The organism is Pseudomonas sp. TSRC2-2, assembly GCF_049897785.1.
Lineage (GTDB): Bacteria > Pseudomonadota > Gammaproteobacteria > Pseudomonadales > Pseudomonadaceae > Aquipseudomonas.
On the sequence record NZ_JAFCWZ010000005.1, the window covers coordinates 163,151 to 189,339 of the forward strand.

Consider the following 26,189-nt stretch of genomic DNA (forward strand, 5'->3'; position numbering starts at 1 on the left):
TCGCCCCGGATTGGCGCGGGCGGTTACACATTGGGTTGTGGCGGGTAACAGACGGAAGAGTCCTGCGGCGCAGGTCGATAATTATTGGTTGGGGTGTTGCGGTTTCCTACAGCTGACTGCTGCCGTGTCTGACAGATCGCCTTCGCGAGCAAGCCCGCTCCCACAATTTTGAGCGCATTGGACCTGAAGGAACAGGTTCAACCTGTGGGAGCGGGCTTGCTCGCGAAGGGTCGGCAAAACCACCACAAAACCCACAGACAAAAAAAGCCCCGCCCGGCATACACCGGACGGGGCTTTCTTCTTTTCAGACCTGCGACTTAAGCCACATTCATCGTCTTGTGCGTATCAATCAAATGCTGCACCACACCTGGATCCGCCAGAGTCGAGATATCCCCCAGCCCGTCGTATTCCGCCGTGGCAATCTTGCGCAGAATGCGGCGCATGATCTTGCCCGAACGAGTCTTCGGCAGCCCCGGCGCCCACTGGATCACGTCCGGTGAAGCGATCGGGCCGATCTCTTTGCGCACCCAGTTCTTCAGCTCCAGACGCAGTTGCTCGGTCGGCTCCTCGCCATTCTTCAAGGTCACGTAGACATAAATGCCCTGCCCCTTGATGTCATGCGGCACACCGACCACTGCAGCTTCGGCAACCTTCGGATGCGCGACCATCGCGCTTTCGATCTCGGCCGTGCCCATGCGGTGGCCGGACACGTTGAGCACGTCGTCGACGCGCCCGGTGATCCAGTAGTAACCGTCGGCATCGCGACGCGCGCCGTCACCGGTGAAGTACATGCCACGGAAAGTCTTGAAGTAGGTATCGACGAAGCGATCGTGATCGCCGTACAGCGTGCGGGCCTGGCCTGGCCACGAATCGAGAATCACCAGATTGCCTTCAGCCTCGCCCTCGATGATGTTGCCAAGGTTGTCGACCAACGCCGGCACCACACCAAAGAACGGACGCGCCGCCGAGCCTGGCTTCAGCGCGTGGGCGCCTGGCAGCGGGCTCATCATGTTGCCGCCGGTTTCGGTCTGCCACCAGGTATCGACGATCGGGCAACGCGACTTGCCGACATTCTTGTAGTACCAGTCCCAGGCTTCCGGGTTGATCGGCTCACCGACCGAACCGAGCAGGCGCAGACTGCTGCCATCGGCGCCTTCAACGGCGGCCTGACCGGAAGCCATCATCGCGCGGATCGCGGTCGGCGCGGTGTAGAGGATGTTGACCTTGTGCTTGTCGATGATCTTCGCCACCCGGGTGATGTCCGGGTAGTTCGGCACACCTTCGAACAGCACGGTGGTCGCGCCGTTGGCCAGCGGGCCGTAGACGATGTAACTGTGGCCGGTGACCCAGCCGACGTCGGCGGTGCACCAGTAGATTTCGCCCGGACGGTAGTCGAACACGCGCTCGTGAGTCATCGCCGCATACAGCAGATAACCGCCGGTGGTGTGCTGCACGCCCTTCGGCTTGCCGGTCGAGCCGGAGGTATAAAGGATGAACAGCGCTTCTTCGGCACCCATCTCTTTCGGCGCGCAAACGGTGCCCGCGACTTTCATCAGGTCTTCGTACCAGATGTCGCGATGCTGGTTCCACTTGATATCGCCACCGGTGCGCTTGCAGACGATGACTTTCTGGATGCTGCTGGTTTCCGGGTTGGTCAGGGCGTCGTCGACGTTGGCCTTGAGGGAAATCTTCTTGCCGGCACGGATGCCTTCGTCAGCGGTGATCACCACTTTCGATTTGCAGTCGATGATGCGACCGGCCAGCGCTTCCGGCGAGAAACCACCGAACACCACCGAGTGAATCGCGCCGATCCGGGTGCAAGCCAGCATGGCGACCACGGCTTCGGGAATCATCGGCATGTAAATGGTCACCACGTCGCCACGGTGCACGTCCTGGCCGCGCAATGCGTTGGCCAGTTTGCACACTTGCTCGTGCAGTTCGCGGTAGGTGATGTTGCGGCTTTCGGAAGGATCGTCGCCTTCCCAGATGATTGCCACTTGATCGCCGCGCTCGGCCAGATGACGGTCGAGGCAGTTGTAGGAAACGTTCAGGGTGCCGTCGGCAAACCACTTGATGTCGACATGGTGATCGTCGAACGAGGTTTGTTTCACCGTGGTGAAAGGCTTGATCCAGTCGAGACGCTGGGCTTGCTCGCGCCAGAAGCCGTCAGGGTTGACCACCGACTGCTGGTACATGGCTTTGTAGGTCGCCTCGTCAGTCAGCGTGTTTGCCAGAACCTCGGGACGAACGGGATACAGAGAAGCCGCACTCATCTTTCCTACCTCGGTGTAATAGTTGTTTTTGTATGACCCCGTTGTAGCCGGGTGGGGCCCATAGAACCATTCGACGATGGTTGTAGGAGCTGCCGCAGGCTGCGATCTTTTGATCTTCAAAGCAAGATCAAAAGATCGCCGGCTCGTTGCACTCGACAGCTCTTACAAGGGAGGTGCGATGGATTGTTACCGAATATGCCAAAAGTGTTTATCAAAACCCGCTCTGTTTACCCCGGTTCCACCGCCCTAAAATTCACCTCGCCAACAAGGCAACCGCGATTAACAACGTTACAGCCCCCACGAAGGCCGTTAATCCAGCTCTCCAAGTAACGCATCAAATACTCAAGCTCCACACGCAACCCTAAAAAGGTTGCGTGACCCCACTCGACCTCAAAAAGGTGAATTAGAAATGAAAGCTTTATTGGTTCTGGCCCTCAGCAGTCTGTGCGCAACCGCCATGGCAAACGAGGGCCCGACTGATGTCGCACAGCAACAACCGGTCATCGAGGAATACACTTACTCCACACACCTGGACATCGCCAAAGTTGTATCGATGAGCGAAGTTCCGAATGTCTGCGAAGTCGTACCGGCGAAAATGGAATACGACGACTCCAAGGGCCAACGCCACATCCTGCGCTACAGCATCATGGGCAACGGCTGCACCAACTGAATCAGACTGCACCGAATCGGATCGCTCAGCGCTACATCGAGGGTCGATTCCAGCCCGGCTTCGGTCGGGCTCAGTTGTGTCTGGAGCCGCGAAAAACGCTTGCAAAACACTAGATATAGTGAAAAACGCGCTTTTCTGGCTATTTTTTAAACAGAAAATCATCTGCCAAAAATTTAACGAAAAAAAATCTGCAGGGGTCGACTCCGCGCAAAGCCCTGTAATCCCTCGGTCGGATCGAAATCCACCCCTTCCTCGTCCTCGCCATGAGCCGATTCGCCGCACCACGCCGGTAAAAATTTCCCTATAATGCCGCCCCATACGGGTCAGCAATATTCCCTTACAGGGAGCAAAAGCCATTCTGAAGCCCCGCAACAGTGCCAGACGCTGATTGCGCCCATCAGAGGCTCTCGGAACCCGTCAAAATTTCTGTTTATTTGCCTGCGTGCAGCGCTGCAAAAAACGACATCCAACGCGGCTTTGGCCGTGTGAAAAACCAAACCATCAGGTTTCACACGGGCACAAGCCCTCACGCAGGAGACGACACGTCATGCTGAGCTGGGACGAATTCGATAAAGAAGACAGTGAAGTCGCAACCGTGAAAGGCGCCAACGCCGGCCACGCAAGCGAAGCCAACATGGACCGCCTCGACAACGCCGGCGGCGCCGCAGCGCTCGAAGCCCGCGCCGTGACCGCCGACGACTCGGCCGCCGTGGCCCGCGCCAAGGCTGCACTGAACTCCCTCGACGTCGCCGAAGGCCTCGCCGAACTCGAAGGCGCCTCCGCCCGTGTCGCCGTTGACGAAAAGCGCATGATCAACTGCCGCGCCGACCTCAACCAACTCGTGCCATTCAAGTACGACTGGGCCTGGCAGAAATATCTGGACGGTTGCGCAAACCACTGGATGCCGCAAGAAGTCAACATGACCGCCGACATCGCCCTCTGGAAAAACCCGGAAGGCCTGACCGACGACGAGCGCCGCATCGTCATGCGCAACCTCGGCTTCTTCTCCACCGCCGACTCCCTGGTTGCCAACAACCTGGTCCTGGCCGTGTACCGCCTGATCACCAACCCGGAATGCCGCCAGTACATCCTGCGCCAGGCTTTCGAAGAAGCGATCCATACCCACGCCTACCAGTACTGCATCGAATCGCTGGCCATGGATGAAGGCGAAATCTTCAACATGTACCACGAGATCCCATCGGTCGCGAAAAAAGCCGCCTGGGGCCTGAAATACACCCGTTCGATCTCCGATCCGAAGTTCGAAACCGGCACCCCGGACACCGACAAAGAGTTGCTGCGCAACCTGATCGCCTACTACTGCGTGCTGGAAGGCATCTTCTTCTACTGCGGCTTCACCCAGATCCTCTCCATGGGCCGCCGCAACAAAATGACCGGCGTCGCCGAGCAGTTCCAATACATCCTGCGCGACGAATCCATGCACCTGAACTTCGGCATCGACGTGATCAACCAGATCAAAATCGAAAACCCACACCTGTGGGACGCCGAAATGAAGGAAGAAGCGACCCAGATGATCCTGCAGGGTACGCAGCTGGAGATCGAATACGCGCGGGATACCATGCCTCGCGGGGTGTTGGGCATGAACGCGGCGATGATGGAGGACTACCTGAAGTTCATCGCGAACCGTCGTTTGTCGCAGATCGGTTTGAAAGAGGAATACCCAGGGACGACTAACCCGTTCCCTTGGATGAGCGAGATTATGGACTTGAAGAAAGAGAAGAATTTCTTTGAGACACGGGTTATTGAGTATCAGACTGGTGGGGCGTTGAGCTGGGATTGATAGTCTCGCTTGGCACGATTTGACGAACGCTGCCTGAGTCGACAAGTCGAGAAAGCAAAAAGCCCCGATTTTATCGGGGCTTTTTTGTGGGCGATCGGTGAGCCTTTTTACGCCTAAGTCACAGCGCTCAATCTCCTACAGCACTTACAGTCGCTTCCCATTGAAGCCTGCTGCGAGCACTACTAAGCTCTGTAGCAGGTGCCTAAGAAACGCCCAACGTAGAAAGCTTCGTCAGTGACACAGACGCGTAATTCGTCGGTGACAACTGCTCTGCTCGTTGGGATTTTTTAAGTCCGCTCTACGTTGGGGTCCGGCCCTTCCAAAATCCAAAACGTAGAGGTCATAGATATGTCTGATCCATGCTCGGTAACAGTCTTCTCTCGCCACAACCTTTCTCTACATGCCCTTCTACTCGAAAATCAGCCATGGTTCTCCGCCCGGGATGTTGGCCGTTTGATGGGCTTCCACCTGAATGATCGGGTGGTCCACAAGCTAGATAGCGATCAACGCCGCGTCATGCGGATCGAGTACTTTCGAGAACCAGAACAGCATCTGATGCTCAGTGAATCGGGGGTGTATGCGCTATTGATCTATCACTACGTACCGGGAAATCGGTTGCTGCGTGAGTGGTTGACCAATGAGGTAGTGCCGACATTGCGCGATGCGCAGAATTCGGGGGATTCACATCGGCCAATGTTGAGTTTGTTGGATTGGCCGGAAATGTCTTTGAGTTTGCTGCATTAGCAGGATGAGGGCTGGATTCGGCTTCGGGATATGCCTTATTTGTTAAATGATCAGCCGCGACGACGAACGATCGAAGCTAATTCTTGGTGGCGGCGGGTCGTAAATACGTTGCAGTTTTCCAAACATTCGCTTAGGTCAAATCATCGAAAACCCAACGACCATTGAGAAGCCCTTTCAATTGCTCAACACTCAGTAATTGCTGAGGCTTTCTATGAACAATTGCATGGCAGTTTGCACAGAGAGGAATAAGGTCAGTCACTGGATCGACAACCTGTTCCTCTTCAAATTCGGAAATGGGTTTCACGTGATGTACATGAATAAAGCCCTTCGCGTGCGCCCCATAGGCTTTCTCAAAGTCAAAATCACATGCTTTGCATAGAAGGCCATGAATAGCGATAGCCTGACGTCTAAGCTTGGGACAGCGCTCGTATCTCACACCGTAATAAGTAGATTTTTTACCTTCAGTACCAACGATTACGGTTTCAAAATCCTCCGTACCGTCAGGCTGGATGAAGTCATCTGCCTGCGATGGCGTCAGCACAGCATTGGATGAGATCCGGTCGAACACGGTTTGATCAATGGACCGAACACCGTTACGCCAGTAATTGTTCTTTAGATTTGAGGGAATTTGCTCAAGGTACTCCCCCTCAAGCTTTAGTGGGATTGCCAACTCAAATTGACGAAAATCCTCAATAGAGGCAAACAGGTCTCCTCGCTTACTGTTCCTGTCTGCATACACCCTTCCTATGCGGGCTAAGCCAAAATAGTGAGGCGCAGAACTCAAACGTAACGCTGAGAAAGCCTTATTTTTCAGTTTCCCTTTGTAGTAGATAACCTCTGTTCCCTGGATAAGGATTTCCTTGTACCGCTTCGGGAAGTGGTAGAGGACCCCAGTTTGATCGGCCCATTTTGACAAATCATTCTCGGCAATTACGGCTGGCATCCACTCATCCTCTTATCAGAGGCTAGAGATTACCAAATCTAGAGAAAAGTCCTACACGACTTACGGAAGGCTCTCACGACTGACTCAAGCCAACGCTTCAGCCGTTCGGTGAGACATGTGTTCCACATCTCTCTCTAGAATGCTTTAGCGAAGCCTACAAAATGACCACTTCACTGCAGCAAAAAAGAATTATTAGGTGCACCACCACGCACCTCCCGCTATTAATACCCCTCCCCCACTCAAGGATCCGAGCCCCACCATGAAATTCGATCTCGCCTACTGCCTCAGCCTCGACGACAAGTTGTCGATCTATGACGTTCGCGATCTTAATTTCGATGAGACGGTGGCGTTTGACTCTGCGAAGGAACACTTCCAGTGCCCCAACGATGCCTGTCGTTCGGCGTTCGAAGCTTCCAATGAGTTGGGTACGTTCAACGCTAAGAACGTGAATTACGTGCGCACGCCCCACTTCAAGAATCTGCCCACGACGCAGCATGTGGCGGGTTGTCCGTATGTGAGCTTGAAGGCTTCGGCATCTGGCGTTGAGACGGCGGATGGCGAGGTGGATGATGGGCGTGAGGAACACTTTCCATCGGAGTTGTTGCTGACCCGGCGTGAGTATGTGCGCAAGCCTGTTGCGCCTGCGGGGGCGGCGGATGTGTTGCGGGATGATCCGGTGCGGGCGGCGGCGGACAGTGGCAAGGAGTCAGCGAGTCGTGAGTCGGCGCCGGACAAGACCAGTGTGTTTGCGCATCCGGTGGAGTGTTTTGTTTCGAACTTCGCTGACAAGGATTTGCTCAAGCGGATGCCGTTGAAGGTCGGTGAGCATTCGGCGCCGTACAGTTCGTTCTTCAAGAAGATTGAATATCTGACGGACAACAAGGGGCTGATTTACTGGGGGCGGATCAAGAAGATCGAGGACTTCCACAGTGCCAGTTTTCGTATCGATTTCGAGGACAAGGTCTGGTTCAAGAAGCCCGGAGACAGCAAGAAAAAGCCGTACCCGGTCAGTGTTTATCTGAACAGGAAGCTGATCGACAACTACCGCAAGCGCAAGGCGTTTCTGGAAGAGATCAAACACGCGGTGGACAGCGACAAGGCGTTGTTCTGTTTCTTCTATGGGGTGACGCCGGAGTTGAAGCAGGTGCCTGGCAAGAAGAACCCCGAAAAACCGTTCGAGGTCTTCAATGCCAATATCGAGAACCTGGATCACTTCATCATTCGTGAAGCGCCGGGGTTGGAGTGATGGCTAGCCTTGGGGCAGTTGCAGTTTTACGGCGCCAGGGTGTTGTTTGACCAGGGAGTACGGCAGGATCGACCAGTCAGGTCTATCACAAGAGCGTTGCACGCGAGCGAAGTAGGCGCCGAGGTACAAGCCCTTCTCGGTGAAGTACCAAGGTGAAGTCCCCCAGATGCTTTCATCCTGGAAGTTGCAGTCGTCATCTCCCGTCGGTGTCTTCATTTCTGTGGGGTACAGGGCCGTGAATTGTTTGATCACCCACGGCACCAACTCTTTGCTTACGTACTGATAGCGCGCGTTACTTTCGTCCTTGCTCAGAGGTTCGTCGCCCAGGCTGTCGCGTTCGGCATGTAAAAGTGGTTTGCCCTCACCGACCCACAGGACATCTTCGAGGGACAGCGGGTGGCCGGTTTTGACGTCAATGTTGAGCGGTGAATCGCCGAAGTCTGGATGCGCGCCGCCGCAGTAATAGCTGGTCGAGATGTTCAGGCTGACCACGGCTGGCGAGATCATCTTCGGTTGCGCCTGTTGCATGAAGTCGACGTTTTCGCCGCCCTGCAACTGGCAGCCGTGGTAACTGATGACTTCATTCCAGAGGCGTCCAAGCAACTGCTGGTTAACCCGTTGCTGATCATCTTTCGACAATCCGGACTCCACGCTGAACAGGGAAATCTTTGTCTCAGGCTCTGTCCACCATTGCAGGTCGTAGCCCATGAAGTTTTCTTTCTTCGCCGGTTTCAGTTTGAGTCCCTGCAGGCGCAAATACTCGTAAGGCTCGCTGTAGGGCAAAGCGGCAATGAACGGCAAAGTTGATGAGGTGGGGGCGGTAAGTCTGGCCTCGGTGAGTTTCACCGGCAGCTTCTTGCCCTGCGGACTTCTCCATTCGCCCTGCCAGCCGCTGCCGGTTTCTTCCAGTTCCAACGTTGACAGCGGCTTGTCGTCACCATAGCGATTATTGCCCTCGGTCAAGGTCAGCGTGCCGTTCTGCAACGCGCCATTGAGCGGCAAATCACGATGGTATTTTTCGTAGAAGTACCGACCGGTTACTTCGTCCTGCTGCGTGATATTGAGCTCTACGACGATCGGCATTTTGCCCAACGTGCCGGTGAACACGCGTCGGCCATCATCGGCGTGGACACTTGGAATCAGCGAGAACAGCACAGCAGCGCATGGCGCCAGGCGCATCAGTCCCTTGAGCATTGATCGTTCCTTGAAAGAGTCGGAGGTCGCGCCGGCACTTGAGGGCCGGCGCGGATAAATTCGCGGCGATTATGGCGGGGTTGTGGTCAGGAATCGAGAGGCTGCGCATGAAAGAAAACGCCACCTCAAGGCAGTTGCAATGCAACCCCGCCCGGATGTTGTTTGACGATTGTGTACGGCAGAACGCTCCAGTCGACGAATCCGCAGACCGCCGCGACGTGGGGAAATGATGGCTCCAGCTTGATGCCCAGTTGCGTGAAGTGCCAACCGGGAAATTGCCAGGGATAACTCTCGTCGTAGTTGCAGTCGTTTTCGCCTTCGGGGGTGACGGTCATTTCACTGGGGTAGAGTTTCAGCAACTGCGCGACCAGCCAGGGTGCCAGTTCCTCACTGCGGTAGTTAGACCAGGAATCAGACGAGCCGGACGCCTCCCCGCCGAAGTCGCCCTCTCGTTGGAAATGCAATGGCTTGCCCTGCCCCACCCACAAAACATCATCAAGGGTCAGGAGTCTGCCCGTTTTAGTGTCGAAGTTGAGCGCATCCTGGCTTTGATCCGGATAGGCACCGCCGCAGAAGTAATCTGATGAAATCAGAACACTCATCACTGTTGACGACATCCACAGTGGTTGGCTCGACTGCGCGTAACTGCCTGAACATCCATAAGACGACAATACCTCGCTCCACAAACGCGCCATCAATTGTTGGTTGATGCGTCGACGCTCTTCAAGGGAATAACCCGAGACCACTTCAAACAGAGAAGTGCCTGTCTTCGGCTCGCTCCACCACTGCAGCGTGTAGCCCATGAAGGTGTCGATGTTGCCTTTTTTGAGTGTGACGCCCTGCAGCCGCAGGTACTCGTAAGGGTACTTGTCGTGAAGTGTGGTGAAAAAGGGCAAGGCATCATCCGGTACATCGGGGACAACGGCTGGCTGTAACTTGATCTTCAGGCTTTTCCCTGCGGTGCTCGTCCACTCGCCATACCAACCATCAGTTGTCGGCTGCAGACGCAAGGTCGGGCGTGAGTCGTCCATCCGCGAGCCTTCTTCCAGCACAAGCGTTTCACCGTCCAGAGCACCGTCGAGTGGTAGATCCTTGCGGTACTTCTTGTAAAAGTAACGTCCCTCTCCGGTACGAGGGTTTATTTCGAGGACGATAGACGATTTACCCAACGTGCCGGTGAACAACTGCGCGCCGGTCTCGGCCCAAGCTGCCGTCGAGACAAAAGAACCCGTTAGACAAAAAACGGTAAAAAGACGTAACAGTCCTCGACACATCACTTCATCCCTGAATAAGCGAGCAACTGCCCGCGAGAGTAGCTGCGGATTATGGCGAGCTTGCGCGCTGGAATCGAGCGCCGTCACGCTCAGCTCAAGCACATGCTGATCATCACCACCATAAGTAAACCGATGTACACGCGCGCATGCACCCGATCCGGTATCCGCCCAATCCATGGCGCGGCCAATCGAATCCCGATGAGCGACCCCACCGTCAGCACCGCAAACGCCAGCAGATCCAAATACCCGACAAACCACGCCCCCAAGTCAGCCTGACTAAACCCGGCAAGCGCCATGTACGTCAGCGTCCCGGCCAACGCCACCGGCACGCTGAGCGGATTGGCCATGGAGGTCGCTTGCGACATGCTCAGCCCGCAACGGCGCAGCAGCGGCACGGTCATGACGCTTCCTCCTACGCCGAGGAACGTCGCGATGGCGCCGATTCCTACACCGCCAGCGGATGTTTCTGTCGAGGTCAGTCGTCGTGGGATTGTGGTTCGGGACTGTGTAAGAAATCCGCGGCGCAGCAGGCAATCAACGATGGTCACGCCCAGGTAGACGATGAAGGCGTAGCGGATCACTTCGCCGCTGACCCACATCGCGCCGATGGCGCCGACGACCGCGCCCGCACCGATAAACCCGCCCAATGGCCAAAGGTATTCTCGGAGCAGATTGCCGGCGCGTTCGTGTTTGCGTGTGGCGATCAGGGCGTTGACGATCATCACGCAGGTCGAGGTGGCCACGGCGATGTGCATGGCCGATTGCGCGATGGGGTCGTCGGCGGCGTGGCCGGCGGTGAGCACGCGATAGAGCAGCGGCACGATGACGAAGCCGCCGCCGAAACCGAAGAGCACGGCGCTGATGCCGGTGAGGCAGCCGAACAGTGTAAGCAGAAGGTAGAACATGGCGGGCGTCCGGATGGGGAAAGCCCCCGACATTAGAGCGGCATGCACTGGCCGGCTTCAGCAGTTCAGCCAATAATGTTTGCGTTTACGCCAATCGCTGGAACACACCTGATGCGCAATATTTCGATCAATCAGCTCGATGACACGCCTCGCCCGGTCGTGGCCATCGGTACCGATTATTCCCACGGCCACCTACTCCCGTTTCATGCGCATCGACGTGGGCAATTGCTCTACGGCGCCACGGGCGTGATGCAAGTCAGCACTCAGAATGGTAATTGGGTGGTGCCGCCGCAGCGTGCGGTGTGGATTGCGCCGGGTGTGGCCCACGAGGTATTGATGCTCGGGGTGAGCACACGCAGCCTCTACATCGAACCGGGCAACGTGGAATTGGGGCCGGAATGCCAAGTGCTGAACGTGTCGCCGCTGCTGCGGCATTTGCTGATGGAAGCGGTGGACGTGCCACTGATGTACGACCAAGCCGGACGCGACGGTATGCTGATCAACTTGCTGTTGCATGAACTGGCACGCAGCGCGCCCCTTGCCCTACACATTCCCATGCCCGCCGAAGGAAAGCTCCTCAGTCTGTGTCAGACCTTTCTGAACATGCCCAATACCCACCAATCGCCGCAGGATTGGGCCGATCTGTTACACATAAGCTTGCGCACCTTTAACAGATTGTTTCGGCAGCAGACCGGCCTCAGCTTTCGCCAGTGGCGACAGCAAGCCTGCGTGGTGCAGGCACTGGCACGGCTGGCGGCGGGGGAAGCGGTGACGCGGATTGCCTTGGACTTCGGCTACGAGAGCCCGGCGGCGTTTTCGACGATGTTTCGGCGAGTGCTGGGACAGGCACCGTCCGTCTGGTTGGAGCCGACGAACTAGGCAAACTCGAAAAATGCATTTGATCCCGGCCGAAAACAACTGTACAAAAACACAGTACATTTTCAATCAGCACTTTTGAGCCCGGAGCACACCATGGCCTCTCTTGCGATGAACCACGTCCTCGAACGCATTGCCCTTTTCCAGTTCACCCCGACCCACTGCGTCCAGGCCCGCGCCATGCTGGGCTGGAGCGTTGAACAACTGTCGCGCGAGGCCGAGGTGGCGGTGGCAGATATCCAGCGGTTCGAAGCGCAGCAGGACGTGGCGGACGCCGCGAGACTGGCACTGGCTTATCGGTTTGAAGCGCAGGGATTGGTGTTCTTCCCGGGGTTTGCACCGGGGCGGAGTGTCAGGGCGCAGGGTATGGCGGGGGAATCGGTGGGGCGTGGGGATTTTGCGATGGCCGAATAAGGAGCGCTAAGGATGGACATCGAAAGAAGCACGGGCAACGTCTACGCAGATTTGGGACTGCAGGGTGCAGATGAAATGCTGATCAAATCGGGATATGCGACGAAAATGGCCGCGTTGATCAAGACTGCCAACCTGAACGAATCTGAAGCGGCGCAAATTACTGGCATCACCTTGGAAACACTAAGTCAGATACTTCGTGGAAAATTCAGGGATTTGTCAGTCGCTACGATGGAGGATTACCACCGGCGAATGAAGGAAATAGGAATCTGATTCATCCGGTTCGCACCGAGGCGAACCGGATGAAATCGTCAGGCGTTCTGCACTAGCGCCTCCCCCTCCTCTTCAACCGCCATCCACCACGCACTCCCCCGTTGTGGATGCGCAAGGTTGAACGCCTCCCCCATCCGCGGTGTGGTAATCGCAATACTGCGTTCCCATGCAAGCGCAAGGATGCGGTCAAAAGGTTCGTGCCAGGCGTGCATGGCCAGGTCGAAGGTGCCGTTGTGGATCGGGAAGAGCCAGCGGCCCTTGAGGTCGATGTGGGCTTGCAGGGTTTCTTCCGGCTGCATGTGCACGTGCAGCCATTCGACGTTGTAGGCGCCGGTTTCCATCAGGGTCAGGTCGAACGGGCCGTACTGTTCGCCGATGCGTTTGAAGCCGTCGAAGTAACCGCTGTCGCCGCTGAAGAAAATTCGTGTGCCGGCGTCGATCATTACCCATGACGCCCACAAGGTGCTGTTGCCGTCGAAGAGGCCACGACCGGAAAAGTGCTGCGAAGGTGTGGCAACGAAGCGGATACCGGCGATTTCGGTGCCCTGCCACCAGTCATACTGGCGCACTTTGCTGGCGTCGATGCCCCACTTGATCAGGGTGTCGCCCACGCCCAGCGGGGTCAGGAAGTACGTGGTTTTGGCGGCGAGTTTGAGTACCGCTTCGTAGTCGAGATGATCGTAATGGTTGTGCGAGAGGATCACCGCTTCGATCGGCGGCAGTTCGTCGATGCTGATCGGTGGCTGATGGAAACGTTTCGGACCCGCCCACTGTACTGGCGAGGCGCGCTCGGCGAAGACCGGGTCGGTAATCCAGAATTTGTCGCGCATCTTCAGCAACAGCGTCGAGTGCCCCAAGCGGTAAACGCTGTGATTCGGCGCTGCGAGCAGATCTTCGCGAGTAAGCGGCTGCACAGGGATGGCAGCGGTTGGACGGGTGTCGCGCGGTTTGTGGAAAATCATGTTCCACATGATCCGCAGCATTTTGCGCAGGCCTTCGCGCTGTACCGGCGCATGATTGCGAAACAGCCCTTGATCCTGTCGAGAGGCTTCAGGCTTGGGAGTTTTATCCGGGAGAGAGACTGGATTGGCCATGACTGAACGACTCCGAAAAACCGTGTGCTGCACGGTATTCCACGGGAAATGAAAATGGCCAAGCTGCACGCAAGGGCCAAACGCTCTGGTTTGTAAGGTGCGAGGATTAACGCAACATTACACTGAGCGGTGTAGTTTCTAGGTTGCATCAAAGCCGACGCCAAGTAAACTGCCAAGTGTAATTCCTCTCTTCTCTGCCGAAGCCTGCCCATGACCGCTCCCCAACGCCTGACCGACCGCAAACGCGAAGCCATCATCCAGGCAGCGATCGCCGAATTCCGTGCCCATGGGTTTGAAATCACCAGCATGGACAAGATCGCTGCCACCGCCGGCGTGTCGAAGCGTACGGTGTACAACCACTTCCCCAGCAAAGAAGAACTGTTCGCCGATATCCTCAACCAGTTATGGGCGCGGATCATTGCCGAGCCATCGGTTAGCTATAACCGCGAGCAACCGCTGAGCGAGCAGTTGCGGCAAATGTTGCGAGAGAAGGTGCAGATGATGGCCGATGAGAATTTTCTTACCCTCGCCCGGGTAGCGATTGCCGCCACCATTCATTCCCCCGAACGTGCGCAGAACATGATCGAGCGCATGGGCGAGCGCGAGGAAGGATTGACCGTCTGGATACGCGCGGCGCAAGCCGATGGACGGCTCAAACCGGTGGATCCAGAGTTTGCCGCGCATCAAGTGCAAGGCTTGCTCAAGGCGTTCGCGTTCTGGCCGCAGATCTCGCTCGGCCGCGCGGCCCTTGATCCAGACGCGCAGAACGCGGTTGCCGAGTCGGCACTGGAGATGTTTTTGGCGTGCTATCAAGGCTGATTCTCTGTTCAGCCGAGCAGGCGCTCAAACGTGTACAACTAATTTCGCAAAAAGTTATACAAACTCGCGAAAAATTCCTTTCTTGTACAACTTTATGAAGTTTTGTATAAGTAGCCATCTGCCAGTAACGGAACGCTGGCTTTGAGCAGTCACCGCCGAATGCCGCCAGTGCATTTCGGTCTGCCGGCGCAGGAATTAGGGACTGAATCCTTTTGATTTTTCCCACTCCCGAGTATCGCAAGCATGTTTTTCAAACGCCACAAAGCCGCCCTCGAAGGACTGCAACACACCGTTTTTGACCAAGCTGCAATGCTCGAAGCGATCAACCGTTCGATGGCGGTGATCGAGTTTGATCTTGATGGCGTGGTGTTGCGAGCCAATGACAATTTTCTCCAGACCATGGGTTACACGGCTGCCCAGGCGATTGGCCAGCCGCACCGGCATTTCTGCACACCTGAATTCGGTCGCAGTGCCCAATACACTGAGTTGTGGTCGCGCTTGAAAAACGGTCAGTTCCAGTCCGGCACCTTTGAACGGGTCAACAGCAAAGGCCAGCCGATATGGCTGGAAGCCAGCTACAACCCGATCAAGGATGCGTCGGGGCGGGTGATCAAAGTGGTCAAGTACGCGATGGATGTCACCACCAAAGTTCAGCAGGAGAACGAAGCCAACGCCAAGCTGCAGGCGATCGATCGGGCGATGGCGGTGATCGAATTCGATCTCGACGGCAACATTCTTACCGCCAACCAGAATTTTCTCACGCGCATGGGCTATAACCTCGCGGAACTCAAGGGCCAACATCACCGTTTGTTCTGCACCCCGACGCTGGTCAACAGCGGTGCCTATCAGGATTTCTGGCGGCGCTTGAATCAGGGCGAGTTCTTCCACGGTCAGTTCGAACGCGTGGATAAACGCGGTCAGACCGTGTGGCTGGAGGCCAACTACAACCCGGTCTACGATGCCTCGGGGCGTTTATATAAAGTGGTCAAGTTCGCGTCGGACGTCACTGCTCGCGTCGAACAACACGATCAGGATGCGCGCAGTGCCAGCACCGCTTATCACATCTCGGTGGCGACACGAAAAGTCGCCGAGCAAGGTACGCAAGTGATTCAACAGGCTGCCAGCGAAATGCGCGAAATTGCCGAGGACATCAGCCAGTCCTCCACGCTGATCGCGCAACTGGGCGACCGCTCGGAGCAGATTACGGCCATCGTCAACACCATCCGCGCGATCGCCGATCAGACCAATCTGCTCGCGCTCAACGCCGCCATCGAAGCCGCACGCGCCGGTGAACAGGGTCGCGGTTTTGCCGTAGTGGCCGATGAAGTGCGGCAACTGGCCGCGCGCACCAGCGGCTCCACCGCCGAGATTTCCAACATGATCAGTTTGATCCAGAGCGAGACACGGCAGGCGATCAAGAGCATGCAAGGCACCCGCGACCGCGCAGCCGAAGGCGTGGAACTGGCCAATCAGGCCGGTACGGTGATTTTGCAGATTCGCGATGGCGCCAGTGAGGCCGTGGATGCGGTGAGCATGTTTGCCAATGAGCGGGTGCCGGGGTGAAGGGATTGGTTGGCTTTACCCGGTGGGATTACCACTGCGGCTGGCGGCGCAGATTCAGTGCGGGGGCAAACGCAATGCGCGGCCCAGTTCATCGAACAGCGTCACTACCGAGCGCAAGGCCCGGCAATCGGGCCGGGTCAGCAGCCACAGCGCCGTGTCGCACCCCGGCAATGCTTCGCCCAAGGTCTGCAAACCGTCGTTGATCAGAAAGTCGGGCAACGCTGCCACACCCAGGCCGGCCCGCACCAGTTCTTTCACAGAAAGCATGCTGTTGCAGCGATAAGCCGGGATTACACCGGGCAACTGTTGGCGGCGCCAGGCCACGGTGGGGTGATCCGGCAGGAATTCGTCCGGAGCAATCCAGGTCAGCGCACTCAGATCTGACGCATCGACATTCTGCAGATAACGCGCATGGACGCAAACACGGTAGAAAACCTTCGCCAGCTGCCGTCCCACCAAGTGCTCTGGCGGTGCACGTGTCAGGCGCAAGGCAATGTCGGCGTCGCGACGACTGAGGCTGGCGAAATCGTTGGAGGTACTCAGCTCGATCGTCAGCGCCGGATAGTTGGGCATGAACTGCGCCAGCGCAGGCAACAGCAGGCCCTGCAATACCGAATCGGTGCAGGTCACACGCACCGTGCCGGTCACGACTTCCCCCTCCCGCTCTACGCCGATCCGCGCGGCTTCCAGCGCCTGTTCGGCGCGTTCGGCTTGCTCGGTCAAGGTCTGCGCCAGTGTGGTTGGCAGGTAACCGGTGCGGCTTTTTTCGAACAATTGCTGACCGAGCGCCGACTCCAGTCGGCGAACCGCGCGGAAAACCGTCGACACATCGACCTGAAGCAACTGCGCGGCCCGTGCCAGCGAGCCGCCGCGCACCAAAGCGAGGATCAGCGCCAGATCGGGATAGTCGAGTCGATAGTGCGCTGCTGCATTGATCACTTGGGGAAACGCCAATATTGAATGCGTGAGCGCCAATCTATAGTGAGTGCCATCCATCAGCAAGCGCAGGGAAATCCCATGGAAAATCGCGCCATCCGCATCGCCCTGATTGGCGACCACGATCCCCAGGTCACCGCCCACCGAGCCATCCCGGTTGCTCTGCAACGGGTCGCCGAACATCTGACACGCACCGTGCAACTCAATTGGCTGGCCACCGATCAGATTCACGCCGACACAGCGCTCAATCTCTACGACGGATTCTGGTGCGTACCCGCCAGCCCCTACAAGAGTGAAGACGGTGCGCTACGCGCCATCCGCTTTGCCCGCGAACAAAGGCGTCCTTTCCTCGGCACTTGTGGTGGTTTTCAGTACGTGGTTCTGGAACATTCGCGCAATGTGCTGGGGTGGGCCGATGCCGAGCACGGGGAAACCTCCCCAGAATCCGAACGCGCTGTGCTCGCGCCGCTGACCTGCTCGCTGGTTGAAGCCATCGACGTCATTCACCTCATGCCCGGTTCGTTGATCGCCAAGGCGTACGAAGCGTCTGAAATTGAAGAAGGCTATCGCTGCCGCTACGGGGTGAATCCGCTTTTTGAACAGCAATTATTGAGCGACCAGCTACAAGCGGTCGGCCATGATTCGGCGGGGGATCTGCGCGCTGTCGAACTGAAAAACCATCCGTTCTTCGTCGCCACGCTGTTCCAGCCGGAACGCGCCGCGCTCGCGGGAAAATTACCCCCGCTGATTCGCGCATTTGTCGAGGCCTGCGGGGGGCCACGCTGATGACGACTTGCTACGCAGTGATCTTCACCTCGACCCGCACCGAGGGCGACAACGGTTATGCCGCTGCGGCGCAGCGCATGGCCGAGTTGGTACTTGAGCAGCCAGGCTTTCTTGGCGTGGAATCGGTTCGGGCCGCAGACGGTGTCGGGATCACCGTGTCGTATTGGCAGAGTGAGGCGGCAATTCTGGCGTGGCGAGACCATCCCGAACACCGGTTGATTCAGGCGCGTGGGCGCTCTGCATGGTATTCGGCGTTTCATACCCGGGTGTGCCGGGTTGAGCGCGAATATGCATTCGGACTTTAAGCATTGCGGTGCCTCAATCGGCCTCTTTGCGGGCAAGCCCGCTCCCACAGGTACAGCGTGTTCCTCAAGACCATGCATAACCTGCAGGAGCTGGCCCGCCAGCGATAGGGCCGATCAAGTCACCTCGACTTCAGCCCCGCACCAGACTCCGCACCGCAACAATCTCCGGTACCTCGGCTTTGCTCATATACACCTGCAATGGCTCGGTGATGTTGATCCGCTCGTCGATGTGTTGATCCAGCAACACCTGAATAAACTCGCGCTTGAGCGTCATGGTCGTGTCCGACAGCGTTGCCCAGACGAATTCACTGGCCGCAATGATGCCGTCATCGGCCACATCCATACCGAACGAATCCTCGCTGAAGCGCACGATATATTGGCCGGTCTTGCGATTCAGGCCGACGAAACCTTTCAGATTGTCGGCGGCCTGGCAGATGAGTTGGGAGGTGATGCGCATGGTAAACCTCACGAAAGATGATCGATGGTCTACACGCAGGGCAACGCAGCGGCGCGCCCTCTGCCGGGACGTCTGCCGAGGGCAAGCGTACTGCAAACAGCGCCACAAAAGCGCAGGAAATTTCCTTTTTGCTCGGTTTATGTCGGTCTGGCGATAGCCCTGCGGCGCTTCAGTTGTTAAAAGGTACGTCTCGAAAAAGACCTGCGAAAGGAACTCGACCATGCCTGCTACTTTTACCCGAAGCGCCCTGCTGCTGAGTCTGCTGTTCGGCCTCGGTCAAGCGCACGCCGACAGCCACCCGGTGCCCAAGGCAATTGCCGCCGCCCATGGCATTCCGCATCCGGCGGTAATTGCTCACCGTGGCGCATCGTTCGATGCCCCGGAATCCACCGCAGCGGCCTACAAACTGGCCCGTGACCTGGGCGCCGATTACCTGGAAATGGATTTGCAGCGCAGCAAGGACGGCGTGCTCTTCGTCCTGCACGACGACAACCTGCAACGCACCACCGATGTCGCCAGCAAATTCCCCGAGCGCAAGGACAGCCCGGCCACCGCGTTCACCATGGCCGAACTGAAAACCCTCGATGCCGGCAGCTGGTTCAACACCCAATACCCGGATCGCGCACGTCCCTCCTACGCCGGGCTGAAAATTCTCACCCTTGATGAAATCATCGACATCGCCCGCGCCAACCCGCAGCACAAGCCGGGCCTGTACATCGAGACCAAAGAGCCGCAGCTGTTTCCCGGCATCGAACATGACCTCAAGGAAAAACTGCAGGATCGCGGCTGGCTGAGCCCGGCCGGTTCGAAACTGGCGAAAAGTGCGCTGGGCGTCGGTCAAGGCAAAGGCAAGGTGATCCTGCAAACCTTCGATAAAAACAGCCTGCAATTGCTGGAGAAGGAAATGCCGCAAGTGCCGAAGATCCTGCTGTTGTGGGTCGGCGAAGGCAGCATCGAGCCTAAATCCACCGTGACGTTTGCAGCGTCCGGCGAGAAAGACAAAAACGTGTTTTACGGCAAGCAGGAGCCGAAGTCGGAAGCGGAATTCAAGCAATGGGTCGATTACGCCAAGGCCCAAGGCGCGATCGGCACTGGTCCATCGGCGAAGCTGACTCACGGGGGTGACCAGAGTTATTCCGACCTCGTGCAACCGTGGATGAACCAGTACACCCACGACCAGGGCTTGCTGGTGCACGTGTATACGGTCGACGAGGCCGTGGATTACGAGAAGGTCATGGCGGCGGGGGTTGATGGCATCTTTACCAACCGTGCCAGTGAACTGCTGAAATTCTACAAGCGTCCGGCTGTTGGCAGTGTTGATGAGATTTTGAAGAAGAACGGTTTCTGAACAGCTAATAAGTTGCTCACTTCGCGAGCAGGCTCGCTCCCACGAAGACGGACTTTCTCGCGATGTGGCGATTTAAGGGTGAATTAAGTTGCGCTGGTTAATCTGAACCCACTTACACAGACAACCACTTCAACGCACTGCCAAGGAATGAACCGATGAAAACTTTGACTGCCCTGTTTACCGCTGCTGCCCTGACCCTCACCGCTGGCCTGGCTCAGGCTGATGTTCGCATCGACCAAGTGCCGCAATTGGTCAAGGACGGCAAGATCAAGTCGCTGGAATCGATGAACGCCGAAGCACTGAAACTGCACCCGGGCGCAACGATCACCGACACCGACCTGGATAATCACTTCAACGGTTACGAGTACGAAGTTGAACTTAAAACCGCTGACGGCAAAGAGTTCGACGTGGACTTTGATGCCACCACCGGCAAAGTGCTGAGCAACAAGCAAGACACTTGATAGACCGCTGTTAAAGTGCCGCACGATTGAACGATCGTGCGGCTTTTTTATGCCTGATAAAAATCATTGCAGGTGTGACGCTTTGACTCGGTTACGCCCTCCCCTATCAAGCACTCAACCGCGCCGTCACTTCATTCAACTGCCCCGACAAACCATGCAGGTTCTGACTGGCACTTTCGGTGCGCTGCACGTTGTCCAGGTTGGTGCTGGCAATCGCGGTGATTTCAGTCAGGTTGCGTGAGATATCCTCGGCCACTGAAGTCTGCTCTTCTGCCGCCGTGGCGATCTGACGGTTCATGTCGCGAATCGCCTCCACGGCCAAAGTGATGCGCTCAAGCATCGCACCAGCCTGGGTCACCTGCTCGACACTTTCATCACTGCGCGCCTGGCCGCTCTCGATCGCGTGCGCGGCGTCGACGGCGCCGGTCTGCACGTTCTGAATGATCTGGTTGATCTCGATGATCGACTCGGCCGTGCGCTGAGCGAGGTTGCGCACCTCATCGGCGACGACGGCAAAACCACGTCCTGCCTCACCCGCCCGCGCCGCTTCAATGGCTGCGTTGAGCGCCAGCAGGTTGGTCTGTTCAGCGATGCCGCGAATGACTTCCAGCACCTTGCCGATACGACCGCTGTCGGTTTCCAGTCGACGGATCACCGTGGCGGTGTTGGCGATTTCACCGCGCATCTGCGTGATCGAATGAATGGTGGTTTGCATGACCTTTTCGCCCTGCTGCGCCGACTGGTCGGCATCGTCAGCAGCACGCGCGGCATCAGCGGCGTGCCGGGCGACTTCCTGGGCCGTGGCGGACATTTCGTTCATCGCCGTAGCCACCTGATCGGTGCGATTGAATTGCTCGCTGGTGCCGCCGGCCATGGTCGTGGCGATCGCATTGAGCTCGCCACTGGCGCTGTCCAGATTGCTGGCGCTGCGCTGCAACCGCGCGAAGGTGTCCGCCAGAAAATCGCGCAGGGTGTTTGCTGCGGCAGCGAGGTTGCCCAGCTCATCGCGACGCTCGCTGACTACACGCTCGGCCAACTGGCCACGGCTCAAGCGGGTGACGTAATCAATGAGGTTGCGGATCGGCTCGATCAGGTTGCGGCTGACCAGCCACAGGCTCAGCAGACCGATCAGCAAGCCTGACGCAAGCATCACCAGCAGCCCCAGCCACACGGTGCGATCAGCGCTGGCACTGATGAGCTTCGACTGCTGATCGCCTTGCTTGCGCAACTCGGCGACCAGTTCGCTCATCTGCTCGCTGGTGGCGCGGTCGAGGCCTTTGACAGCGGCGTCACCGGCGCCCGGATCGCCTCCGGTAGCGACGTAGGCGTCACGGCCCTTCTGGTAGGCCACGCCCAACTGGCGATGCTCTTCGCGCAAGCGTTCGATACGTGATTTGAGATTGGCCTCGATACCTTTCTGGCCGGCCAGTTCGCCGAGAATGGTCTGCACGTCGCGCTGGCGCTCTTCGAACTGGCTCCAGTATTTCGCCAGATCCGCCGGTTGCTTGCCACGCAGCAGGACGTTTTTCCATTCCTGCACCTGCACTTTGAACTGCAGGTTGGCTTCATCGATCAGTTGCGAAGTGTGCAACGGGCCGGCGATCAGTTGACTGTAGCTTTGCACACCGTTGGAGAGGAAATGAAAGCAGGCCAGCGCGATCAACAGCATCGCCAGCAGACTGCCGCTCAGCAGGGCGAGAATTTGCGCTCTCAGGGATTTTTGCAGCATTGCAAGGTACTCGAAGCAGGGATGAGGCACGCCCAAAAGCGGACGTGAAAAATGGCCGGACTTCCCTGTCGACGCACCATGGCCAGAGGCCAGTGGCGCGCAACCTAACTCACCTGAGATCGGCGCGCCAGAGCCGTTCTTGAGAATCTTCCGACAGCCGGTAACACGTTGATTTGACGTCATTTTGTTGTCATAAAACGGTCATGTGAGCTTGCGATGATGCCGCTCGGGTGAACCTGAAAATCCCGCAACAGACACCCTCCTCCCAGCGAGCCGCCATGAACCACAGCCTCGATATCAGCCATCGCGATCCGGACCTGTTTGGCTTGCTCTACGGATTTCGCTTTCTGCCCGGTGAGCGCGGTCGGGAAATCGATTCGGCGACGGCTTTGCGTTGTCTGCAGGACGACAGCGACAGCGGCGAATTCCTCTGGCTGCATCTCAACCTTGCCCATGCCGCGTGCGAGCGCTGGATGAAAAGTCATCTGCAATTGCCCGACGAATTTTTCGAGGCGTTGCATGAGGGCTCGCGTTCGACACGTATCGAGCATGTCGACTCGGCGCTGCTGGCGGTAGTCAACGATGTGGTGTTCAACCTCAGCAGCATGGTTTCTTCCGATGTGTCGACATTGTGGGTTTGCGTGCGCAGCAAATTGATCGTCAGCGCACGCCTGCAACCGCTGCATTCGGTGGACAAGTTGCGCTCGTCGGTGAAGGCCGGCGAGTGCTTTCGTTCGCCCTCGGAACTGCTTGTGCATCTGCTGCGCGACCAGGGTGAAGTGCTGACGCAGATCGTGCGCAAGACCAGCCTGAGCGTCGATCAGGTCGAGGACCAATTGCTCTCCTCGCGACTGTCGACCAACCGCGCCGAGCTTGGCGGCAACCGTCGCGTGCTGGTGCGTTTGCAACGATTGCTGGCGCTGGAACCGGGTTCGTTGCTGCGCCTGCTCAATCGCCCGCCGCCGTGGTTGCAGAAGGAGGACGTCAAAGAGCTGCGCAAATCCACGGAGGAATTCGCGCTGATCATCAACGACCTCACCGCCCTCGGCGAACGGATCAAACTGCTGCAGGAAGAGATCGCCGCCAACCTCAACGAACAGAGCAACCGCACGCTGTTCACCCTCACGGTGGTGACGGTGCTGGCCTTGCCGATCAACATCATCGCCGGTTTTTTCGGGATGAATGTCGGCGGTGTGCCGCTGTCGCAGGATCCGCACGGTTTTTGGGTACTGGTCGCGCTGGTGGCGACGTTCACGGTGATCGCCGGGCGCTGGGCGTTTCGCAAACGTGGGGATTATTGACTTCACCTGCACCGGGATCCCTGCGGGAGCGGGCTTGCTCGCGAAGGCGTTGTGTCAGGTGAGACACCGTTGACTGACGCACCGCTTTCGCGAGCAAGCCCGCTCCCACAGTCAGCTTGTTCTGCAGATCAACGGTCGGACTAATAGGCCAAACACTGACCTGCCGGGCGTGGCCGGGACCATGGTGGCCAACGGCGCCGGGTTGCAGATGCGCACCATCCGTAATCTGCTGATGGCCTGGGTGTTGACGCTGCCGGCGGCCATCCTGCTGTCGGGCAGCCTCTATTGGTTGTTCACCCAAATCTTCTGAGAACATACGCGCAACCAATGTGGGAGCGGGCTTGCTCGCGAAGGCGGTTTGTCAGACTCATCTGTATCACCTGACACATCGCCTTCGCGAGCAAGCCCGCTCTCACATCTGGATTTGTGTGGGTCAGTCAGAGCGTTGAGCGAACCACATCGCCGAGCCAATCCATAAACACTCGCACCCGCAGCGGCAAATGCCGTTGTCGCGCATACAACAACGAAATCGCCATCGGCGGTGCGGTGTATTGCGCCAGTACAGTCAGCAGTTCGCCATTTTCCAGATGCGGTTGCATGCCGGTACGCGGCACCTGCGTCAGGCCGAAACCGCCCAGGCACGCCGCTTCATAGGCATCGGTGCTGTTGACCGTGACACTGCCGGCCATCGCCACGCGCCGCACCTCGCCGCCCGCCTCGTAGACAAACCCCTCCGAACGCGAGCCCAGCACACCGACGTAATGCACCAGCCGATGCTGCGCCAGATCCTCGAGCGACTGCGGCACGCCGTAACGCTCCAGGTAAGCCGGGCTGGCGCAGTTGACCATCGGAAAGTCGCCGAGATGGCGGGCAACCACCGACTGATCCGGCTGCGCGCCGATGCGTAAAACACAGTCGAAACCCTCGCTTAGCAGATCGACACGACGGTCGGTGCTGCTGATTTCCATCTGCAGATGCGGGTGGCGATCCATGAATTCCGGCAGTCGCGGCATGATCAGCCGCCGCGCCAGAATATTCGGCATGTCGACCCGGATGCGCCCGGTCAGCGACGCCTCGTCCTGACGAAACAACCCCTCGATTTCATCCATGTGCGAGAGCAAATCCTTGCTGCGCTCATACAGCACCAGGCCGTCCTGAGTGGCCTGCACCTTGCGCGTGGTGCGCTGCAACAGGCGCGTGCCAAGCAAGGCTTCGAGCGCTTGCACCTGCTCGGACACGGTGGAGCGCGGCAGGCCGAGGCTTTCCCCGGCGAGGGTGAAACTCGACAGTTCGCTGACCCGGACGAACGTTCGCAGCAGTTCCAGTTTGTTCATGACAAGCCCCGATGATTGTTCGGCTGAGCCGATCAGTGATTCCGCTTTTGCTGTGTTTATCACCTCCGGGCGGACAAATAAACTTCTTCCATCCCCACTCAATGCAATCGAGGAAGTCAGCATGAACCGCAAAATCGCACTGATCACTGGCGCCAGTCGTGGCCTGGGCCGTAGCGCCGCCCTCCACCTCGCCGCGCAAGGCATCGACATCATCGGCACCTACAACAGCCGCGCCGACGAGGCGCAAAATGTGGTCAACGAATTACAGGCACTCGGCGCGAAAGCGGCGATGCTGCAACTGGACGTCGGCCACAGCGAAAGCTTCGCCGCGTTTGCCGCGCAGGTTGCACAGACTCTGCAACACACCTTCGAGCGGCAGCGTTTTGATTTCCTCATCAACAATGCCGGGATCGGCGTGCACGCGCTGTTCAGCGAAACCACCCCGGAGCAGTTCGATCTGCTGATGAACGTGCAATTGAAGGGGCCGTTCTTCCTGACTCAGCAACTGCTGCCGCTGATCAATGACGGTGGGCGCATCGTCAATATCTCCAGCGGCCTGACCCGCTTCAGCCTGCCGGGCTACGGCGCCTATGCGGCAATGAAAGGCGCAATGGAAGTGCTGACCCGCTATCAAGCGAAGGAGCTTGGCGCGCGGCAGATTGGCGTGAACATTCTGGCGCCGGGTGCGATTGAAACCGATTTTGGCGGTGGCACGGTGCGCGACAACGGTGCTGTCAATGCGATGGTCGCCAGCAACACCGCGCTGGGTCGGGTCGGGCAACCGGATGATATTGGCGGTGCACTGGCGCTGCTGCTGTCAGAGGGCGGGCAGTGGATCAATGGCCAGCGGGTCGAGGCGTCCGGCGGCATGTTTCTCTGATTGCAAATACCGGACCTGTAGGAGCTGCCGAAGGCTGCGATCTTTTGACTTTGATTTTTTAAAACAAGATCAAAAGATCGCAGCCTTCGGCAGCTCCTACGGCGGATCGGCGTTAGCTTCCACATGTGCGGCGGGCCATGAAGCGCTCGCGCAGTACGTCATAACCCCAGTGATAGATGTAGGTGTACGGCAGGAAAAACAGCAGCACGCCGATGTCGAGCAACAACGCCTGCCACAGGCTGACTGACAGCCACCAGGCAATCAGCGGTACGCCCATCACGATCAGTCCACCTTCGAACAGCAACGCATGCACCACTCGCACCCAAGCGTTGTGCGCCAGATTCATCCGCGCCAATGCACGGTCGAAGAAACGGTTGAACACCACGTTCCACCCCAGCGCCAGCATCGCGATCAATACGGTCACCGCGCCCATATCGAGCAGCGGCTTTTGCATGATCCACGCGAGCAACGGCGTGCAGATCAGGATCGCGAGAAATTCGAAACCAACAGCCTGGAAAACGCGTTCGGTGATGGACTTGTGGGCAGTCATGGCCTGACTCCTTATTAAC

25 protein-coding genes and 3 pseudogenes are annotated in these 26,189 nt (G+C 57.8%); 16 read left to right on the top strand and 12 right to left on the bottom strand.

The features are described 5' to 3' along the window. Positions 1-317 precede the first annotated feature (317 nt). Positions 318-2,273 carry an acetate--CoA ligase gene (gene acs, locus ACP7D9_RS11800; protein ID WP_101155912.1) on the bottom strand — a complete coding sequence of 652 codons (1,956 nt, stop codon included), beginning with the start codon at positions 2,271-2,273 and terminating at the stop codon, positions 318-320. A 409-nt stretch (positions 2,274-2,682) separates the two neighbouring features. On the opposite strand from acs, the gene ACP7D9_RS11805 reads away from it, so the two are divergent. The 3 genes and pseudogenes from ACP7D9_RS11805 to ACP7D9_RS11815 all read left to right on the top strand — a co-directional run bounded on the left by ACP7D9_RS11805 (position 2,683) and on the right by ACP7D9_RS11815 (position 5,650). Next, positions 2,683-2,943: a DUF2790 domain-containing protein gene (locus tag ACP7D9_RS11805; RefSeq protein WP_101155910.1), complete on the top strand. Its 261-nt coding sequence runs from the start codon at positions 2,683-2,685 to the stop codon at positions 2,941-2,943. A gap of 547 nt (positions 2,944-3,490) precedes the next feature. Further along, positions 3,491-4,741 carry a ribonucleotide-diphosphate reductase subunit beta gene (locus ACP7D9_RS11810; RefSeq protein ID WP_039757978.1) on the top strand — a complete coding sequence of 417 codons (1,251 nt, stop codon included), beginning with the start codon at positions 3,491-3,493 and terminating at the stop codon, positions 4,739-4,741. Between the two features lie 348 nt (positions 4,742-5,089). Continuing rightward, positions 5,090-5,650 (top strand): annotated as a pseudogene (locus ACP7D9_RS11815) (BRO-N domain-containing protein). Here ACP7D9_RS11815 and ACP7D9_RS11820 read toward each other — a convergent pair. Next, complete coding sequence (locus ACP7D9_RS11820; RefSeq protein WP_426157576.1) at positions 5,616-6,428, bottom strand: HNH endonuclease; 813 nt, start codon at positions 6,426-6,428, stop codon at positions 5,616-5,618. The pseudogene ACP7D9_RS11815 and the gene ACP7D9_RS11820 overlap by 35 nt on opposite strands. A 259-nt stretch (positions 6,429-6,687) precedes the next feature. On the opposite strand from ACP7D9_RS11820, the gene ACP7D9_RS11825 reads away from it, so the two are divergent. Then, entirely contained in the window at positions 6,688-7,674 is a 987-nt protein-coding gene (locus ACP7D9_RS11825) for a hypothetical protein (RefSeq protein WP_426157859.1), read from the top strand. Positions 7,675-7,677: 3 nt separating this feature from the next. Here ACP7D9_RS11825 and ACP7D9_RS11830 read toward each other — a convergent pair whose 3' ends face one another. From ACP7D9_RS11830 to ACP7D9_RS11840, 3 genes are all read right to left on the bottom strand, one after another. After that, positions 7,678-8,868, bottom strand: coding sequence for a hypothetical protein (locus ACP7D9_RS11830; RefSeq protein ID WP_426157578.1), 1,191 nt, complete (start codon positions 8,866-8,868; stop codon positions 7,678-7,680). A gap of 125 nt (positions 8,869-8,993) precedes the next feature. Continuing rightward, the gene (locus ACP7D9_RS11835; protein WP_426157580.1) at positions 8,994-10,244 is read right to left on the bottom strand and encodes a hypothetical protein; all 1,251 of its coding nucleotides are present in this window, start codon (positions 10,242-10,244) and stop codon (positions 8,994-8,996) included. Beyond that, the gene (locus ACP7D9_RS11840; protein ID WP_426157581.1) at positions 10,232-11,047 is read right to left on the bottom strand and encodes a sulfite exporter TauE/SafE family protein; all 816 of its coding nucleotides are present in this window, start codon (positions 11,045-11,047) and stop codon (positions 10,232-10,234) included. Before ACP7D9_RS11840 ends, ACP7D9_RS11835 begins: the two co-directional genes overlap by 13 nt. Before the next feature lie 111 nt (positions 11,048-11,158). Here ACP7D9_RS11840 and ACP7D9_RS11845 point away from each other — a divergent pair, with 111 nt between their 5' ends. From ACP7D9_RS11845 to ACP7D9_RS11855, 3 genes are all read left to right on the top strand, one after another. Continuing rightward, entirely contained in the window at positions 11,159-11,926 is a 768-nt protein-coding gene (locus tag ACP7D9_RS11845) for an AraC family transcriptional regulator (protein ID WP_426157584.1), read from the top strand. A gap of 93 nt (positions 11,927-12,019) precedes the next feature. Further along, complete coding sequence (locus ACP7D9_RS11850; protein ID WP_039758012.1) at positions 12,020-12,337, top strand: hypothetical protein; 318 nt, start codon at positions 12,020-12,022, stop codon at positions 12,335-12,337. A gap of 12 nt (positions 12,338-12,349) precedes the next feature. Then, positions 12,350-12,607, top strand: a complete 258-nt coding sequence (locus tag ACP7D9_RS11855) for a helix-turn-helix domain-containing protein (protein WP_024014028.1) — start codon at positions 12,350-12,352, stop codon at positions 12,605-12,607. 38 nt (positions 12,608-12,645) lie between these two features. Here ACP7D9_RS11855 and ACP7D9_RS11860 read toward each other — a convergent pair whose 3' ends face one another. Then, the gene (locus ACP7D9_RS11860) at positions 12,646-13,701 is read right to left on the bottom strand and encodes an MBL fold metallo-hydrolase (protein WP_426157586.1); all 1,056 of its coding nucleotides are present in this window, start codon (positions 13,699-13,701) and stop codon (positions 12,646-12,648) included. 210 nt (positions 13,702-13,911) lie between these two features. Here ACP7D9_RS11860 and ACP7D9_RS11865 point away from each other — a divergent pair, with 210 nt between their 5' ends. Together ACP7D9_RS11865 and ACP7D9_RS11870 are read left to right on the top strand one after the other, a co-directional pair. Then, positions 13,912-14,520, top strand: coding sequence for a TetR/AcrR family transcriptional regulator (locus ACP7D9_RS11865; RefSeq protein ID WP_426157588.1), 609 nt, complete (start codon positions 13,912-13,914; stop codon positions 14,518-14,520). 243 nt (positions 14,521-14,763) lie between these two features. Next, on the top strand, positions 14,764-16,083 hold the full coding sequence (locus ACP7D9_RS11870; RefSeq protein WP_101155887.1) for a methyl-accepting chemotaxis protein: 1,320 nt from the start codon (positions 14,764-14,766) through the stop codon (positions 16,081-16,083). A 54-nt stretch (positions 16,084-16,137) separates the two neighbouring features. Here the strand turns inward: ACP7D9_RS11870 and ACP7D9_RS11875 are convergent, their stop codons facing one another. Then, positions 16,138-17,085 (bottom strand): LysR family transcriptional regulator, encoded by a 948-nt coding sequence (locus ACP7D9_RS11875; RefSeq protein ID WP_426157861.1) that lies wholly within the window; start codon positions 17,083-17,085, stop codon positions 16,138-16,140. Positions 17,086-17,100: 15 nt separating this feature from the next. Between ACP7D9_RS11875 and ACP7D9_RS11880 the strand changes: the two genes are divergently transcribed. Both ACP7D9_RS11880 and ACP7D9_RS11885 read left to right on the top strand, forming a co-directional pair. After that, complete coding sequence (locus ACP7D9_RS11880; RefSeq protein WP_426157591.1) at positions 17,101-17,805, top strand: CTP synthase C-terminal region-related (seleno)protein; 705 nt, start codon at positions 17,101-17,103, stop codon at positions 17,803-17,805. Then, on the top strand, positions 17,805-18,110 hold the full coding sequence (locus ACP7D9_RS11885; protein WP_426157593.1) for an antibiotic biosynthesis monooxygenase family protein: 306 nt from the start codon (positions 17,805-17,807) through the stop codon (positions 18,108-18,110). Before ACP7D9_RS11880 ends, ACP7D9_RS11885 begins: the two co-directional genes overlap by 1 nt. Positions 18,111-18,240: 130 nt before the next feature. On the opposite strand, the gene ACP7D9_RS11890 is transcribed toward ACP7D9_RS11885, so the two are convergent. Continuing rightward, on the bottom strand, positions 18,241-18,567 hold the full coding sequence (locus ACP7D9_RS11890; protein WP_426157595.1) for a DUF2025 family protein: 327 nt from the start codon (positions 18,565-18,567) through the stop codon (positions 18,241-18,243). Positions 18,568-18,787: 220 nt separating this feature from the next. Between ACP7D9_RS11890 and ACP7D9_RS11895 the strand changes: the two genes are divergently transcribed. Next, a complete protein-coding gene (locus ACP7D9_RS11895) occupies positions 18,788-19,915 on the top strand; it encodes a glycerophosphodiester phosphodiesterase (RefSeq protein WP_101155877.1) in 1,128 nt (375 codons plus the stop codon). 155 nt (positions 19,916-20,070) lie between these two features. Beyond that, positions 20,071-20,376 (top strand): PepSY domain-containing protein, encoded by a 306-nt coding sequence (locus tag ACP7D9_RS11900; protein WP_039758030.1) that lies wholly within the window; start codon positions 20,071-20,073, stop codon positions 20,374-20,376. Between the two features lie 106 nt (positions 20,377-20,482). On the opposite strand, the gene ACP7D9_RS11905 is transcribed toward ACP7D9_RS11900, so the two are convergent. Together ACP7D9_RS11905 and ACP7D9_RS11910 are read right to left on the bottom strand one after the other, a co-directional pair. Continuing rightward, positions 20,483-21,250: a methyl-accepting chemotaxis protein gene (locus ACP7D9_RS11905; protein WP_371918364.1), complete on the bottom strand. Its 768-nt coding sequence runs from the start codon at positions 21,248-21,250 to the stop codon at positions 20,483-20,485. 117 nt (positions 21,251-21,367) lie between these two features. After that, a pseudogene (locus tag ACP7D9_RS11910) lies at positions 21,368-22,288 on the bottom strand (hypothetical protein); the annotation flags it as partial. Between the two features lie 95 nt (positions 22,289-22,383). On the opposite strand from ACP7D9_RS11910, the gene ACP7D9_RS11915 reads away from it, so the two are divergent. Further along, entirely contained in the window at positions 22,384-23,406 is a 1,023-nt protein-coding gene (locus tag ACP7D9_RS11915; RefSeq protein ID WP_397479141.1) for a transporter, read from the top strand. Positions 23,407-23,572: 166 nt separating this feature from the next. Next, positions 23,573-23,716: pseudogene (locus ACP7D9_RS11920) on the top strand (hypothetical protein); the annotation flags it as partial. A 127-nt stretch (positions 23,717-23,843) separates the two neighbouring features. Here ACP7D9_RS11920 and ACP7D9_RS11925 read toward each other — a convergent pair. After that, positions 23,844-24,740: a LysR family transcriptional regulator gene (locus tag ACP7D9_RS11925; RefSeq protein ID WP_426157598.1), complete on the bottom strand. Its 897-nt coding sequence runs from the start codon at positions 24,738-24,740 to the stop codon at positions 23,844-23,846. A 121-nt stretch (positions 24,741-24,861) separates the two neighbouring features. Between ACP7D9_RS11925 and ACP7D9_RS11930 the strand changes: the two genes are divergently transcribed. Further along, positions 24,862-25,620: an SDR family NAD(P)-dependent oxidoreductase gene (locus ACP7D9_RS11930; RefSeq protein ID WP_426157600.1), complete on the top strand. Its 759-nt coding sequence runs from the start codon at positions 24,862-24,864 to the stop codon at positions 25,618-25,620. Positions 25,621-25,732: 112 nt separating this feature from the next. On the opposite strand, the gene ACP7D9_RS11935 is transcribed toward ACP7D9_RS11930, so the two are convergent. Next, the gene (locus ACP7D9_RS11935; RefSeq protein ID WP_426157602.1) at positions 25,733-26,170 is read right to left on the bottom strand and encodes a multidrug/biocide efflux PACE transporter; all 438 of its coding nucleotides are present in this window, start codon (positions 26,168-26,170) and stop codon (positions 25,733-25,735) included. Positions 26,171-26,189 lie beyond the last annotated feature (19 nt).

Coding starts and splice junctions, on each gene's coding strand:
- acs (WP_101155912.1), bottom strand. CDS start 2,273: ATGAGTGCGGCTTCTCTGTATCCCGTTCGTCCCGAGGTTCTGGCAAAC.
- ACP7D9_RS11805 (WP_101155910.1), top strand. CDS start 2,683: ATGAAAGCTTTATTGGTTCTGGCCCTCAGCAGTCTGTGCGCAACCGCC.
- ACP7D9_RS11810 (WP_039757978.1), top strand. CDS start 3,491: ATGCTGAGCTGGGACGAATTCGATAAAGAAGACAGTGAAGTCGCAACC.
- ACP7D9_RS11820 (WP_426157576.1), bottom strand. CDS start 6,428: ATGCCAGCCGTAATTGCCGAGAATGATTTGTCAAAATGGGCCGATCAA.
- ACP7D9_RS11825 (WP_426157859.1), top strand. CDS start 6,688: ATGAAATTCGATCTCGCCTACTGCCTCAGCCTCGACGACAAGTTGTCG.
- ACP7D9_RS11830 (WP_426157578.1), bottom strand. CDS start 8,868: ATGCTCAAGGGACTGATGCGCCTGGCGCCATGCGCTGCTGTGCTGTTC.
- ACP7D9_RS11840 (WP_426157581.1), bottom strand. CDS start 11,047: ATGTTCTACCTTCTGCTTACACTGTTCGGCTGCCTCACCGGCATCAGC.
- ACP7D9_RS11845 (WP_426157584.1), top strand. CDS start 11,159: ATGCGCAATATTTCGATCAATCAGCTCGATGACACGCCTCGCCCGGTC.
- ACP7D9_RS11850 (WP_039758012.1), top strand. CDS start 12,020: ATGGCCTCTCTTGCGATGAACCACGTCCTCGAACGCATTGCCCTTTTC.
- ACP7D9_RS11855 (WP_024014028.1), top strand. CDS start 12,350: ATGGACATCGAAAGAAGCACGGGCAACGTCTACGCAGATTTGGGACTG.
- ACP7D9_RS11860 (WP_426157586.1), bottom strand. CDS start 13,701: ATGGCCAATCCAGTCTCTCTCCCGGATAAAACTCCCAAGCCTGAAGCC.
- ACP7D9_RS11865 (WP_426157588.1), top strand. CDS start 13,912: ATGACCGCTCCCCAACGCCTGACCGACCGCAAACGCGAAGCCATCATC.
- ACP7D9_RS11870 (WP_101155887.1), top strand. CDS start 14,764: ATGTTTTTCAAACGCCACAAAGCCGCCCTCGAAGGACTGCAACACACC.
- ACP7D9_RS11880 (WP_426157591.1), top strand. CDS start 17,101: ATGGAAAATCGCGCCATCCGCATCGCCCTGATTGGCGACCACGATCCC.
- ACP7D9_RS11885 (WP_426157593.1), top strand. CDS start 17,805: ATGACGACTTGCTACGCAGTGATCTTCACCTCGACCCGCACCGAGGGC.
- ACP7D9_RS11890 (WP_426157595.1), bottom strand. CDS start 18,567: ATGCGCATCACCTCCCAACTCATCTGCCAGGCCGCCGACAATCTGAAA.
- ACP7D9_RS11895 (WP_101155877.1), top strand. CDS start 18,788: ATGCCTGCTACTTTTACCCGAAGCGCCCTGCTGCTGAGTCTGCTGTTC.
- ACP7D9_RS11900 (WP_039758030.1), top strand. CDS start 20,071: ATGAAAACTTTGACTGCCCTGTTTACCGCTGCTGCCCTGACCCTCACC.
- ACP7D9_RS11905 (WP_371918364.1), bottom strand. CDS start 21,250: ATGGCCGGCGGCACCAGCGAGCAATTCAATCGCACCGATCAGGTGGCT.
- ACP7D9_RS11915 (WP_397479141.1), top strand. CDS start 22,384: ATGAACCACAGCCTCGATATCAGCCATCGCGATCCGGACCTGTTTGGC.
- ACP7D9_RS11925 (WP_426157598.1), bottom strand. CDS start 24,740: ATGAACAAACTGGAACTGCTGCGAACGTTCGTCCGGGTCAGCGAACTG.
- ACP7D9_RS11930 (WP_426157600.1), top strand. CDS start 24,862: ATGAACCGCAAAATCGCACTGATCACTGGCGCCAGTCGTGGCCTGGGC.
- ACP7D9_RS11935 (WP_426157602.1), bottom strand. CDS start 26,170: ATGACTGCCCACAAGTCCATCACCGAACGCGTTTTCCAGGCTGTTGGT.